8 protein-coding genes are annotated in these 14,016 nt (G+C 62.6%); 2 read left to right on the top strand and 6 right to left on the bottom strand.

Annotated elements, in window-relative coordinates; genetic code table 11:
- Positions 1 to 51: 51 nt before the first annotated feature.
- Positions 52 to 798 (bottom strand): tetratricopeptide repeat protein, encoded by a 747-nt coding sequence (locus tag OH720_RS03695; protein ID WP_272604602.1) that lies wholly within the window; start codon positions 796 to 798, stop codon positions 52 to 54.
- Positions 795 to 1,475 carry a Fe2+-dependent dioxygenase gene (locus OH720_RS03690; RefSeq protein ID WP_008057456.1) on the bottom strand — a complete coding sequence of 227 codons (681 nt, stop codon included), beginning with the start codon at positions 1,473 to 1,475 and terminating at the stop codon, positions 795 to 797. The genes OH720_RS03695 and OH720_RS03690 overlap by 4 nt, the downstream gene beginning before the upstream one ends.
- A 208-nt stretch (positions 1,476 to 1,683) precedes the next feature.
- On the opposite strand from OH720_RS03690, the gene OH720_RS03685 reads away from it, so the two are divergent.
- Both OH720_RS03685 and OH720_RS03680 read left to right on the top strand, forming a co-directional pair.
- Positions 1,684 to 4,002, top strand: coding sequence for a TonB-dependent receptor (locus tag OH720_RS03685; RefSeq protein ID WP_272604601.1), 2,319 nt, complete (start codon positions 1,684 to 1,686; stop codon positions 4,000 to 4,002).
- Between the two features lie 130 nt (positions 4,003 to 4,132).
- Positions 4,133 to 6,661 carry a sulfite reductase flavoprotein subunit alpha gene (locus OH720_RS03680; RefSeq protein WP_272604600.1) on the top strand — a complete coding sequence of 843 codons (2,529 nt, stop codon included), beginning with the start codon at positions 4,133 to 4,135 and terminating at the stop codon, positions 6,659 to 6,661.
- Between the two features lie 53 nt (positions 6,662 to 6,714).
- Here the strand turns inward: OH720_RS03680 and OH720_RS03675 are convergent, their stop codons facing one another.
- The 4 genes from OH720_RS03675 to ptsP all read right to left on the bottom strand — a co-directional run bounded on the left by OH720_RS03675 (position 6,715) and on the right by ptsP (position 13,936).
- Positions 6,715 to 8,256, bottom strand: coding sequence for an alkaline phosphatase D family protein (locus tag OH720_RS03675; RefSeq protein WP_272604599.1), 1,542 nt, complete (start codon positions 8,254 to 8,256; stop codon positions 6,715 to 6,717).
- A gap of 126 nt (positions 8,257 to 8,382) precedes the next feature.
- Positions 8,383 to 10,122, bottom strand: a complete 1,740-nt coding sequence (locus tag OH720_RS03670) for a PTS fructose-like transporter subunit IIB (protein WP_272604598.1) — start codon at positions 10,120 to 10,122, stop codon at positions 8,383 to 8,385.
- Positions 10,123 to 10,133: 11 nt separating this feature from the next.
- Positions 10,134 to 11,075, bottom strand: coding sequence for a 1-phosphofructokinase (gene pfkB, locus OH720_RS03665; RefSeq protein ID WP_272604597.1), 942 nt, complete (start codon positions 11,073 to 11,075; stop codon positions 10,134 to 10,136).
- Positions 11,075 to 13,936, bottom strand: a complete 2,862-nt coding sequence (ptsP, locus tag OH720_RS03660; RefSeq protein ID WP_272604596.1) for a phosphoenolpyruvate--protein phosphotransferase — start codon at positions 13,934 to 13,936, stop codon at positions 11,075 to 11,077. Before ptsP ends, pfkB begins: the two co-directional genes overlap by 1 nt.
- Positions 13,937 to 14,016 lie beyond the last annotated feature (80 nt).

The following is a 14,016-nucleotide window of genomic DNA, read 5'->3' as shown; positions in this document are numbered from 1 at the left end:
TGCCTGATCGTTCCCACGCTCTGCGTGGGAACGATCTGTCTTCAGGTGTGCCTACAGTTCGGCGCAACGTTTGGCGTAGTCGTCGGCCATTGCGCGAATCCGGGGCTCGGTTGCGCCCATGAGCGCCTGGCTCGCCACCCGAAGAAAGTTCAGATTGCCTTTGGCCAATGCCTTGCGTAGCCAGCCCAATGCCGTGTCGATGCTCCCCTCTGCGGCCAACACCGCCGCAAAACTGAACTGCCCACGAAAATCCCCTCCCTCTGCCGAGCGCCGATACCAGTCCCGAGCCGCTTGGGGATCTGCCGGGCAAGCGCGCCCCTCTTCCAGATAGCGCCCCAGCAGGTTCATCGATTTCGCATGGCCAAGCTCGGCAGCACGCTGATATAGATTCAGTGCCTGGACCTGATCCTCGGCCACCCCACGCCCGGTCGCCAGCAGATTGGCGTAGTTGTACATCGCCCAATCCAATCCAGCATCAGCTGCAACTTTGTAATGCCTGGCGGCGACTGAAGTATTCGCAGCACACCCCCAGCCATGCTCATGACAACGTCCGAGCATGTTACGCGCCATCAGATGTCCACTTTGGGCGGCAATCCCGAACCAGCGCAGCGCCAGCGGCTGATCCTGTGCGATCCCTCGCCCGTCCAGCAGGATCTGCCCGAGCAACGCCTGGGCATCGACAACCCCTTCACGGGCCGCCATCAGAATCGCCTGGGCAGCACGCGCCGGGCTTTCATCGAGCATGGACTTGAGGCGTTCACCGTCGAGCACTTCCTCGCGGCGCAATTGAAAACTCATACTTCGACCCAACGACGCAACAGGTTGTGATAGGTACCGGTCAGTCGAATCAGCGAAGGGTGATCGGGCACATCCTGGGTCAACTGCCGGATCGCTCCGTCCATCTCGAACAACAGCGCACGCTGGCTGTCTTCGCGCACCAGGCTCTGGGTCCAGAAAAACGAGGCGTAGCGCGTACCACGGGTGACGGCGTTGACCTTGTGCAGGCTGGTGCCGGGGTACAGCACCATGTCGCCAGCCGGCAACTTCACGCGTTGGGTGCCGTAGGTGTCCTGGATTTCCAGTTCGCCGCCGTCGTAATCCTCGGGTTCACTGAAGAACAGCGTGGCCGACAGATCGGTGCGCACCCGTTCGATACTGCCCTTGGGCTGACGCACGGCGTTGTCGATGTGGAAGTCGAAACTGCCGCCGGCCGTGTAGCAGTTCAGCAACGGAGGAAACACCTTGTGCGGTAACGCCGCCGACATGAACTGCGGATTTTTCCACAACCGCTCCAGCATGGCCGCGCCGATCTCCTTGGCCAGCGGGTGACCTTCGGGCAACTGCAGATTGTGCTTGGCCTTGGCCGACTGGTAACCGGCGGTGATCTTGCCATCGGCCCAATCGGCCTGTTGCAGAGCCTCGCGAATGCGCTGCACTTCTTCTTTTTCGAACAAGCCGGGAATGTGCAGCAGCATGGGGCAAGCACCAGAAAGCAAAGGGGTGCCAATGGTATTGATTCTTATTGCTCGTGTAAAACCCGCTAGACGAACGAAACAGTAAAAACCGTAAGGTTAAATTGTAAAGATTGTAAATTCAGTGCGAATAGTAATTTTTCGCAATTGATACAAATACGTGTTTACCCTATATTCCGCCGCCTCAAATCCTTGGGGAGGGGAATAAAAAATGTCACGTCAACACCCACAACTACCGGTCAGTTCACCGCGTCTGCTCACTTGCGCAATTGGCGTGGCAATCACTGCCGGCTCTGCGGGCCAAATGGTTTTCGCCGCTGAAAAAGCCGACGAGAAAGCGCCGGGCAACACGATTTCCCTGGGCGCTACCGCGATCACCGGCGAAGCCCAGGACGCGACCTCCTACAACGTCGAAAAAGCCTCCTCGCCCAAGTACACCGCGCCGTTGGTAGATACGCCGCGCTCGATCACCGTCATCCCGCAACAAGTCCTCAAGGACACCGGCGCCCTGAACATGCAGGACGCGCTGCGTACCGTCCCGGGCATCACCTTCGGTGCCGGTGAAGGCGGCAACCCACAGGGCGACCGTCCGTTCATCCGCGGTTTCGATGCCCAAGGCGATACCTACCTGGACGGCGTGCGCGATACCGGTTCGCAGAGCCGCGAAATCTTCGCCGTTGAGTCGATCGAAGTCAGCAAGGGCCCCAACTCGGCCATTGGCGGTCGCGGCGCTGCCGGCGGCAGCATCAACCTGGTGAGCAAGAAAGCGCACCTGGGCGACTCCTTCGACGGTGGCTTTACCTGGGGTTCGGACCAGACCCAGCGCTACACCATGGACGGCAACTACCAGTTCTCCGACACCGCTGCCGGTCGTCTGAACCTGATGAGCCACGAAAGCAATGTCGCCGGCCGCGAAAGCGTCGATTACGATCGCTGGGGCGTCGCGCCATCGCTGGCCTTCGGCCTGGGCACCGACACCCGCGTCAACCTTGACTACTACCACCTGGAAAGCAACGACACTCCGGATTCGGGTATTCCGTACACAGTTCCAGCTTCGGGTAAAACTGCCGACCGTACCAAGTCCAACCCGGACAAGCCTTACGCCGGCGGCGACAGCAGCAACTTCTACGGCCTGACCGATCGTGACTTCCGCAAAGGCCGTACCGACACCGCGACCATCGCCATCGAGCACGACCTGAACGACGCGCTGACCGTCAAGAACACCCTGCGCCACGGCAGCAGCATGCAGGACTACATCCTGACCCAGCCGGACGACAGCAAGGGCAACGTCAACAACGGTACCGTGTGGCGTCGGGCCAACACCCGCGTCAGCAACACCGATACGACGACCAACCAGACCGACCTGTTTGGTGATGTCTACATCGCCGGCTTCAAGAACAGCTTCTCGACCGGTATCGAGTTGAGCCGCGAGGAAAGCCAGAAGTCCTCGTACACCGTCAATACCGACACTACTCCGGGTACCACCCCAGTCACCACCACCTGCAACCCGGCAATCGTCGGCGCACCAAGTGGCTACAACTGCACCTCGCTGTCGAACCCGAACCCGAACGATCCATGGAACGGTTCGATCAGCCGCAACTACGCCGGCACCGACACCAAGGCCAACACCTACGCACTGTATGTGTTCGACACCCTGGAGTTGTCCGAGCAGTGGCTGGTGAACATGGGCCTGCGCTACGACCATTTCGACACTGACTACAAGACCTACAACGCCGCCGGCACCACCACCTCCAAGGGCGATGATGTCAGCGAGTTCGTCACCGGCCAGTTCGGCGTGGTCTACAAGCCGGCGGAAAACGGCAGCATCTATGCGTCCTACGCGACTTCCGCCACACCTCCGGGCAACACCCTCGGTGAAGGGCAGGAAGGCAACCCGCTGGGCGGCACCCCGGATCGCAACGGCAACCTGTTGAAAAGCGACATGGAGCCGGAAACCACCAAGAACTACGAAATCGGTACCAAGTGGGACCTGCTGAACGATCGCCTGTCGCTGACTGCCGATATCTTCCGCACCGAGAAAGACAACGCGCGCGTTCAAGTGGATACCACCTCGTACGAAAACGCCGGCAAGACCCGCGTTCAGGGCGTCGAGCTCTCGGCCACCGGCAAGCTCACCGACAAATGGCAAGTCTTCGCCGGCTACGCCTACATGGACAGCGAACAAGTCGATGGCGGCCCGCTCAGCGTGACCGACGGCAACGAACTGCCTAACACCCCGAAAAACAGCGCCAGCCTGTGGACGACCTACCAGGTCACGCCGAAGCTGACCATCGGTGGCGGTGCGTTCTATGTCGATGACGTGTTCGGCAGCGTGGCCAACACCACCATGGTCAATGACTATGTGCGCTACGACGCCATGGCCGCCTACAAGCTGACCAAGAACATCGACCTGCAGCTGAACGTGCAGAACCTGACCGACGTCACCTACTACGACAAGGCGTTCTCCACCCACTTCGCCAACCAGGCGGCGGGCCGGACTGCCTTGCTGAGCACCAACTTCCACTTCTGATGGAAGTGTGAAACCCAAGCCCCGTTCATCCAGGTGAACGGGGCTTTTGTGTGTAAAGGGAATGTTTCTCGACAACCCACGGCATAATGCGCGCCGTGATGATTACTTTTGAACGAACAAGGCGAGCGACGTGTTGAAGAAAACCCTGTTCCAGTTGCACTGGTTTTTTGGCATCAGCGCCGGACTGGTCCTGGCCCTGATGGGCATCACCGGTGCGGCGGTCTCGTTTCAGGATGAAATCCTGTATGCGCTGAACCCTTCCGTGCTGCAGGTCCAGAAACAGGTCGCCGGCGTGCTGCCACCCGCCGATCTGGTGGAAAAGATCGAAGCGTCGACGCGCATGAAAGTCGCGATGCTCTCGGTCGGCATCGACAGCGACGTTGCCGCCAAAGTGTTCTTCACCCCGCCAGCGGGCGAGCGTCGCGGCCCCATGCGTTACGTCGACCCGTACACCGGTGAACTCCTGGGCGACGCCAGCGGCCAAGGCTTCTTCGGCCTGATGCTGCAACTGCACCGCTTCCTCGCCATGGGCGATACCGGCCGGCAGATCACGGGCGCCTGCACCCTGATCCTGGTGTTCTTCTGCCTGTCCGGCCTGTACCTGCGCTGGCCTCGCCAGTGGAAAAGCTGGCGCGCCTGGCTGACCCTCGACTGGAAGAAAAAAGGTCGCAGCTTCAATTGGGACCTGCACTCGATTGCCGGCACCTGGTGCCTGGTGTTTTACCTCCTGGCCGCGCTGACCGGCTTGTCCTGGTCCTACGAGTGGTACAACAAGGGCCTGACTCGCCTGCTCTCCGATTCGCCGCAGAACGAACGTGTACGCGGCGGCCGTGGCCCTGCGCCAAGTGGCCCTGCTCCGGTGGCCGATTACTCGGCAATGTGGAGCAGCATCTACAGCGCTGCCGGTCCCGACCTGAGCTTCTACAACACCCGCATGCCGCCCGTGGCCGGGCAACCGGCAACCGTTTTCTACCTGTTGAAAAACTCGCCCCACGACCGTGCGCTGAACCAGATCACCCTCGACCCGGTGACCGGCGCGATCAAACGGCATGACCGCTACAGCGACAAGAGCCTCAACGCGCAACTGCTGACCAGCATCTATGCGCTGCACGTGGGCAGCTACTTCGGCATCGTCGGGCGCATCATCCTGACGCTCACGGCCCTGACCATGCCGCTGTTCTTCGTCACCGGCTGGCTGCTGTACCTTGATCGTCGACGCAAGAAACGCCAGATCAAGGACGCCCGCAAAGGCCTGGCGCAACCCGGCAGCAACACCCCGGCCTGGCTCATCGGTTTTGCCAGCCAGAGTGGCTTTGCCGAGCAACTGGCCTGGCAGACCGCTGGCCAGTTGCAGGCGGCGGGCCTGCCGGTGAAGGTGCAGCCGCTGGCGGATGTCAGCGAGCAGGACCTGCATGCTTCGAAAAACGCGCTGTTTGTGGTCAGCACCTTCGGTGACGGCGAAGCGCCAGACAGCGCCCGGGGTTTCGAACGCAAGGTGCTGGGCCGGGCGTTGAGCCTCGATAGCCTGAACTATGCCGTGCTGGGACTCGGCGACCGGCAGTATCAACACTTCTGCGGATTCGCCCAGCGCCTGCACAAATGGCTCGGCGAGCACGGCGGCAAGACCTTGTTCGCGCCGGTGGAAGTCGACAGCGGCGACCCCTATGCCTTGCGTCACTGGCAGCAGCAACTGGGCCTGTTGACCGGCCAGGCGCCGGTCGACACCTGGCAGGCACCGCGTTACGACAACTGGACCCTGACTCGCCGGGAGCTGCTCAACCCGGACAGCAGCGGTTCGCCTGTCTATTTGCTCGGCCTCAACGCGCCGACCACCAGCAGCTGGCTGGCCGGCGACCTGGTGGAGGTGTTGCCGCGCAATTGCCCGTGGGCCATCGAGCACTTCCTCGAAGGACTGGGGATCGACGGTCGCGCGACGATTACCCACGATGGTTTGTCGCAACCGCTGGAGCAAGCCCTCGCCGCTCGGCAGCTGCCCGCGAACCGCAGCCATTTGGTCGGCCTGCATGCGCAGGCATTGGTGGATGCCCTTGTGCCATTGGCCATGCGCGAGTATTCCATCGCCTCGATAGCCGCCGACGGCATCCTGGAATTGATCGTACGCCAGGAACTGCACCCCGATGGCAGCCTGGGGGTCGGCTCCGGCTGGCTCACCGAGCACGCACCAGTGGGCGGCAGCATCAGCCTGCGGGTGCGCCGCAACAGCGGTTTCCACCTGCCCAATGAACCGGTGCCGATGATCCTGCTGGGCAACGGCACCGGATTGGCCGGGCTGCGCAGTTTGCTCAAGGCGCGGATTGCCGATGGCCAGCAACGCCAGTGGTTGTTGTTCGGCGAGCGTAATCGCGAGCACGACTTCCTGTGTCGCGATGAACTGCAAGAGTGGTTGATTGCCGGCGATCTGGAGCGCCTGGACCTGGCATTCTCGCGCGATCAAGCCGAGAAGATCTACGTGCAGGATCGCTTGCGCGAATCGGCCGAAGAGCTGAAGAAATGGCTGGCGGACGGTGCGGTGATCTACATTTGCGGCAGCCTTCAGGGGATGGCGTCCGGCGTCGATCAAGTGCTCAACGATGTGCTCGGCAGTGCCGAAGTCGAGCGCCTGATCGAACAAGGCCGCTACCGCCGCGACGTTTACTGACACTACGGCCTGATCGTTCCCACGCTCTGCGTGGGAACGATCAACGTGCGGAACTAGACTGGTTGCAACGTCTGCTCAAACACCGCCCCCCCATCCAGGTCCCGCAACACCACACTCAACGCCCCGCTTTGCCCGTCAATGTTCACCTCACCAAAAAACTGAAATCCGGCAAACGGCGAGATGTTTTGCGCAGGTGGCGCTTTCTCGAACACCACTTCAGGGCCGAAGGTCTTGTCCAGCGTGTCCGGGCCAAAGCTCCCGGCATTCAGCGGACCGGCGACAAACTCCCAGAAGGGCTCAAAGTCCTGGAACGCCGCTCGGTCCGGGTGATAGTGATGCGCCGCGCAGTAGTGCACATCCGCCGTCAGCCAGACAAAATTGCGTACCTGCTGCCCCCGCAGAAAACCCAGTAACTCGGCAATTTCCAGCTCCCTCCCCTGGGCCGGTCCGGCGTCACCGTTGGCCACTGCTTCCCAGCGCGTCACGCCAGGACTGACCTCGCCATCCGGTGCGCCAAGGCCAATCGACATGTCGGCGGCGATGACTTTCCATTGGGCATTGGACGCCTTCAACGAAGCCTTCAGCCAGTCCAGTTGCTCACGTCCGAGAAACGCCTTGGCGTCGCCAAGATTGGCGTCGTTGGCCCCGCGATAACTGCGCATGTCGAGCACGAACACAGTGAGCAATGGCCCGTAATCGAGTTGACGATAAATCCGTTTGCCCCCCTCGGCGGTCTGCCAGCGCATCGGCGCATATTCAAGCCATGCCCGGCGCCCACGACTCACCAGGCTGTGGATATCTTCGTAGGTGTAGCGCACATCCAGCACGGTGCCCGGTGACCAGTTGTTGACGACTTCGTGGTCATCCCATTGCCAGATTTGCGGGACTTCGGCGTTGAAGCGGCGGACGTTTTCGTCCATCAGGTTGTAGCGATAATTGCCACGGTAGTCGTCGAGGGTTTCGGCGACCTTGCTCTTCGCCTCGCTGGTGATGTTGCGCCACACCCGGCCGCTCTCGGTGGCGAGTTGCGCGGGTATGGGGCCGTCGGCGTAGATGGTGTCGCCGCTGTGGATAAAGAAGTCCGGCAGGCGCAGGCGCATGGCTTCGTAGATGCGCATACCGCCGATGTCCGGGTTGATCCCGAAGCCTTGACCGGCCGTGTCGCCGCTCCAGACGAAACGAATATCGCGCCGGGTCTGGGGCACGCTACGCAGGTGGCCGAACCACGGTTCGCTGGCGACGCCGCTCTGGGCGTCTTCAAAGTGCACACGGTAGAAAATCGCCTGATCGGCAGGTAGCCCACTGAGTTCGACCCGCGCCGTAAAGTCGGTGCGGGCGTCGGCCAGGGCCGAAACGAATCGCCGGGGATTGGAAAAGAGGCTGCGGGTGTCCCATTCCACCACCATGCGTGCGGGGCGATCGCAGCGGCTCCAGACGATCGCTTTATCGCCCAGCAGGTCGCCGGACTGCACGCCGTCGGTGAGTTGGGGTCGATCCTTGACCGATGCGATCACCGCCGGTGCCAGGCCCGGCAGTAACAAACCGGCACCGAGCGCTTGCATGACACGTCGGCGGCCAGGATCTAATTCGCTCATGGTGCTCTCGACCTCTGTAGGAGCGAGCCTGCTCGCGAAAGATCAACAGGCACCGCTGGGCATCTGGTTTTACGCGCTATCGTTCACGACCATCGCGAGCATGCTCGCTCCTACAAGGCACCGGGGTCAGGCGCTGACGGGCTCCACCGCCAACTCCACCACCTCCGGTCGCTTGACCAGCGCATACACCACCGCAGTCAACAAACTCCCCGCGACAATCGCCAGCAGATACAGCAGCGCATGGTTGATCGCATTCGGAATCGCCAACACGAACAACCCACCATGGGGCGCCATCAACTTGCAGCCGAAATACATCGACAAGGCACCGGTCAGCGCACCGCCGGCAATGCTCGCCGGGATCACCCGCAGCGGGTCTTTCGCGGCAAACGGAATCGCGCCTTCGGAGATGAAGCACAGCCCCAGCACCAAGGCCGCTTTACCCGCCTCGCGTTCAGTCTGGGCGAACTTGCGCCGGGCGATGAACGTGGCGATGCCCAGGCCGATCGGCGGCACCATGCCCGCGGCCATGGTTGCCGCCATCGGTGCATAACTCTGGGACGCCAGCAGCCCGACCGAAAACGCATACGCGGCCTTGTTGATCGGCCCGCCAAGGTCGACGCACATCATGCCGCCCAGCAGCACGCCAAGCAGAATCGCGTTGGTGGTGCCCATGCTGTCAAGGAAATGCGTGAGCCCGGAGAGCATGCCCGCCACCGGCTTGCCGACCACGTAGATCATCACCAGGCCGGTAAACAGGCTCGCCAGCAACGGGATGATCAGGATCGGTTTCAGCGCCTCAAGGCTCTGCGGTAACCGCGCATAACGATTGATCGCCTGGGCCGCATAACCGGCGAGGAAACCGGCAATGATCCCGCCGATAAAACCGGCGCCCAGGGTGCTGGCCAGCAGGCCGCCGATCATTCCCGGCGCCAGGCCCGGACGGTCGGCAATCGAATAGGCGATGTAGCCTGCCAGCAGCGGCACCATAAGCTTGAACGCGGTGTCGCCGCCGATCTGCATCAGCGCCGCCGCCAGTGTTCCCTCTTCCTTGAAAGCGGTGATACCGAACACGAACGACAAGGCGATCATCAGACCGCCGGCCACCACCATCGGCAACATGAACGACACGCCGGTCAACAGGTGTTTGTAGACCCCGGTCTTCTCTTGTTTGGCCGGCCCCTTGGGACCGGTTGAGGCGGTTTCCTGCTTGCCCTCCGCCAGCGCTTTTTTCAAGGTCGCTTCAGCTTGCTTGAGGGCAATGCCGGTGCCGCAGCGATAGATTTTCTTGCCGGCAAAACGCTCGGTGGCGACTTCGATGTCCGCCGCCAGCAGCACCACGTCGGCGTCGGCAATCGCGTCGCTGCTCAGCGGATTGCGTGCACCGACCGAGCCCTGGGTTTCCACCTGCAAGTCATAGCCCAGGCGCTTGGCTGCTTGCTGCAAGGCTTCGGCGGCCATGAAGGTGTGGGCGACACCGGTCGGACAGGCCGTCACGGCAACCAGTCGCGGCGCGTTTTTTACGACGGCAACCGGCTCGACCACAGCTGTAGGTGCGACATACACCCGGGCCTCTTCAGCACCGCGGCGCAACACCGCTTCGACATCCTGCAGCGCCTGGGCCGGGGTGCTCTGGAACAAGCGCTTACCGACGAAACGCGACATATCCACAGGCGCGCTGGTCACCAGCAACACCCATTCGGCAGCCTCGATCGTGGCGGTGGACAGTTGCCGCTCGGGATGCGCCGCATCGCTGATCTCGACGCTGGTGCTCCAGCCCTGACGCTGGGCCGCTGCATCGAGCAAACGGGCACACAGCACACTGGTGACCATGCCGTTCGGGCAGGCAGTAACAATGGCTAACTTCATGACCAACCCTCTTATTGTTCTGTCAGGGGGCGCACGCGCACACCCTGTTCGAGCTGCGCCAGTTGCGCCGCATCGCTGATACCGAAACCGATCTGGGTGACCGCCATCGCGGCAATCGCCGTGGCGGTGCGCAAGGTTTGTTCAGGCGTATCGGCGCTGAGCAACCCGTGGAGCATGCCGGCCAGCAATGAGTCGCCCGCGCCTACCGTACTGGCGACGCTGACCTTCGGCGGCGTGGCATGCAACGCCGAGCCGACGCTGAACCAGTTCACACCCTCGGCACCGTGGGAAATCACCACATGCTCGATGCCTTGCGCGTGCAGGCGGCTCGCCGCTTCGGCCTGGGCCGTGGTGGAAATCACCTCGCGATCGAGCACGTCGGCCAGTTCTTCGGTGTTGGGCTTGATCAGCCACGGACCGGCCTTGAGCGCCGCCGCCAATGCCTCGCCACTGGTATCGAGAGCGACCCTAAGGCCGAGACTTTTCAAGCGCAGGATCAATGCCTGCAACCAATGCGCACTGATGCCCTGTGGCAGGCTGCCGGCAACCACGACCGCATCATGCCCCGGCGCAATCCGATCGAGGCGCTCGAGCAATGCCTGCTGCGCCGACGGACTGACCAGCGGTCCCGGGCCATTGAGGTCGGTGATGCGCCCATCGCTTTCCGCCAGCTTGATGTTGCTGCGCGTCTCGCCAGGAACACGAATAAACGCATCGACAAAACCGCGTTTGGCGAACAGCGTTTCGAACGCTTGCAGATTGTCCTCACCGAGAAAACCGCTGACGGTCAATTGATGCCCGAGGTCCGCCAACACCTGCGCCACGTTCACCCCTTTGCCGGCGGCGTGGGTGTGCATGGTGTCACTGCGGTTAACCTGACCCGGTTCCAGGTGCGCAAGCTGGACGGTGAGGTCCAGCGCCGGGTTGAGAGTCAGGGTTAAAATCCTGGCCATTACAAAGCCTCCACTAATGCGCGCACTTCATTCGCGCTGCCCACGGCAAGTGCCTGTTGGGCAAGGGTTTGAGCCTGGGCCAGGCTGAGTTCGCGAACCCGCGCCTTGACCTCGGCAATGCTGCGCCCGCCGACACTGAGCTCGTCCACACCCAGGCCGACCAGCACTGGCACCGCCAGCGGATCAGCCGCCAGCTCGCCGCACACGCCGACCCACTTGCCATGGGCATGGGCCGCGCGCACGGTGATGTCGATCAGTTGCAGCACCGCCGGATGCAAGCCATCGGCCTGGGCCGACAAGGTTGGATGCCCACGGTCGATGGCCAGGGTGTATTGCGTCAGGTCATTGGTGCCGACGCTGAAAAAGTCGACTTCCTTGGCCAGCACCGGCGCCAGCAAGGCCGCCGAGGGCACTTCGATCATGATGCCCAATTGCAGGTCCGCCACCGGAATTTCCAGGCGCAGGCGTTCAGTCATGTCCCGTGCCTGGCGCCACTCGTCGACGCTGCCGACCATCGGGAACATGATCCGCAGCGGGCGGTTGTCGGCGGCACGCAGCAAGGCGCGCAACTGGGCTTCCATGATCTGCGGCCGTTGCAGGGTCAGGCGAATGCCACGCACGCCGAGGAACGGGTTTTCTTCCTTGGCGATCGGCCAATACGGCAGCGGTTTATCGCCACCGACATCAAGGGTGCGTACCACCAGCGGTCGACCGGCCAGGCCATCGAGTACGCGGCGGTATTCGGCTTCCTGGGTCGCCTCGTCCGGCGCTTGCGGGTGGGCCATGAAAATCAGCTCGGTGCGCAGCAGACCGATGCCTTCGGCGCCCTGCTCCACCGCGCTGGTGACGCCGGCGCTTTCACCGATATTGGCGAACACTTCGACGGCATGCCCGTCGGTGGTCAACGCCGGTTGATGGCGTTGTTCGGCAGCGGCTTTCAGGCGTTGCTCGCGGGTGTCGCGCTCCTGGGTGGCACGCTGCAAGGTCGCCGCGTCGGCGTCCACATGCAAACGACCGCGCTGGCCATCGATCAACAGCGGCGTGCCCGGTGCCAGCAGCAACACTGCCGCACCGGCGCCGACCAGCGCTGGAATCCCCAAGGCCCGCGCGACAATCGCGCTGTGGGCGGTGGCGCCACCCCGGGCGGTGAGAATGCCGGCGACACGGGTTGGATCAAGACGCGCCACATCGGACGGACCGACTTCGTCCATCACCAGAATGTACGGTTGCTCCGGTTCATTCGGGGTTTCGACACCGCTAAGTTGCGCCAGCACTCGACGGCCGATGTCGCGCAAGTCGGCGGCGCGCTCGGCGAGCAAGGCGTCCTGCAAGGATTCCTGTTGCCTGGCGGCGGCTTCGATCACGGACATCCACGCCGCTTCCGCGCTTTCGCCCTGCTTGAGACGGGTGTCGACCTCATCGGTCAATTCCGGGTCGTCGAGCATTTCCTGGTGGGTGATGAAAATCTCGCGGATGGCCTTGGCCTTGCTGCGCTCGATCAAGCCACCGATGTCCTGGCGCACGTGCGTCAACGCTTGCTTGAGACGTTCACGCTCGACGGCGGCGGACTCTCCGCGCAGCGGGTAATCGATGGTTTGCAGCACCTGGATATGCGCCGGACCAATGGCGATTCCCGGGGCGGCGGCGATGGCCTGCACCAGACTGCCGGACGCCGGGGCGAGCAGCACTTGGACTTGCTCGACCGCTTCTTCACGCGGCTGGCTCACCGCTGGCAACGGCTCGACTTCTTCACCGAGGCCTTCTTCGATGGCGGCCAACAGGGCGGGCAAGGCATCGGCAGCGATGCTCGGCTCGGCGATGATCTCCAGCACCTGACCGCGACGGGCGCCGAGGCTGAGCAGTTTGCTCAAGCTCTTTACCGACACCGCGCTGTCCTGGCCATCGACGATGCGGATGCGGATCTCGCCCTCGAAACTTTTCGCCAGCTGCGCGAGGATCTTCGCCGGACGGGCGTGCAGGCCGTGGGCGTTGGCCAGCGCAATGCGTGCGCTTGGCCAGTCCGCCGGCAGTTCACCGCCGAGCACTTCAAGCACCGCACGGCAACTGGTGGCACGGCCCAGCTCATGGCCGCGACCTTCGATCAGCAATGCACACAGGCGTTCGAGCAACGCTTGATGGGCCTCGCCGAGGCTGGCCAGGCAAAACAGGCCGCTCAGGGGTTGACCGAGGTAGCGCAGCGGTTTGTCCGGCGTGACGAACGCCAACCCTGGACGCTTGACCGTTTGTTCACTGTGCAGCCACCACAGGCCATCGCCCAGCGGCAGCGCTTCGACTTGCTGCAACACGGCGGAAAAACCGTTGCTGACACAGTCGGCCTGACGCAGCAAACGCGCGCCGCGCCAGACCAGCTCTTCAAAATCTTCGGCAGCAACGCCCAGGCCGATCATCTGCGCATCCAGTGCCAGTTCTTGCGGCGCGCCTTGCAGCAGTTTCAGCAAGGCCTCGGCGCTGCTGGCGCGACGCAAGGCCTGGCCCAGGTCGGTCTCGCCGAGGGCGCGGGTCAGCAGTTGCAGCAGGCGCAGGTGTTCGTCGGATTTGGCGGCAATGCCGATCGCCAGGTAGACGATCTGTCCGTCGCCCCAATCCACGCCGTCGGGAAATTGCATCAGGCGCACGCCTGTGGAAAACACCTGGTCGCGGGTTTCAGGCGTACCGTGGGGGATGGCAATACCTTGACCGAGAAAGGTCGAGCCCTGGGCTTCGCGTGCCTGCAAGCCAGCGAGGTAGCCCTCGTCAACCAGGCCATCGGCAACCAGGTGCCTGGCCAGCAGTTGCAGCGCGGCGGATTTATCCACAGCCGACTGGCCCATGGATATCTGCTCTATGGTGAGCTCGAGCATGCTGTCTCCTGTTGGCACCCTTGGGGCGCCAGGTATTGTTTTTGAATGATTCAGCTTAGGCCTTTGTCTTAAAACAATCT

Origin of the sequence: Pseudomonas sp. WJP1 (genome assembly GCF_028471945.1) — a bacterium.
In the GTDB taxonomy this organism is placed as follows: Bacteria; Pseudomonadota; Gammaproteobacteria; order Pseudomonadales; family Pseudomonadaceae; genus Aquipseudomonas.
The sequence above is the reverse complement of the archived record's forward strand: the minus strand, read 5'-3'. Positions and strand labels throughout refer to the sequence as shown.

Excerpts from the sequence above, each read along its gene's own strand:
- ptsP (WP_272604596.1), bottom strand. The coding sequence starts at position 13,936 with ATGCTCGAGCTCACCATAGAGCAGATATCCATGGGCCAGTCGGCTGTG.
- OH720_RS03685 (WP_272604601.1), top strand. The coding sequence starts at position 1,684 with ATGTCACGTCAACACCCACAACTACCGGTCAGTTCACCGCGTCTGCTC.
- OH720_RS03695 (WP_272604602.1), bottom strand. The coding sequence starts at position 798 with ATGAGTTTTCAATTGCGCCGCGAGGAAGTGCTCGACGGTGAACGCCTC.
- OH720_RS03675 (WP_272604599.1), bottom strand. The coding sequence starts at position 8,256 with ATGAGCGAATTAGATCCTGGCCGCCGACGTGTCATGCAAGCGCTCGGT.
- OH720_RS03670 (WP_272604598.1), bottom strand. The coding sequence starts at position 10,122 with ATGAAGTTAGCCATTGTTACTGCCTGCCCGAACGGCATGGTCACCAGT.
- pfkB (WP_272604597.1), bottom strand. The coding sequence starts at position 11,075 with ATGGCCAGGATTTTAACCCTGACTCTCAACCCGGCGCTGGACCTCACC.
- OH720_RS03690 (WP_008057456.1), bottom strand. The coding sequence starts at position 1,475 with ATGCTGCTGCACATTCCCGGCTTGTTCGAAAAAGAAGAAGTGCAGCGC.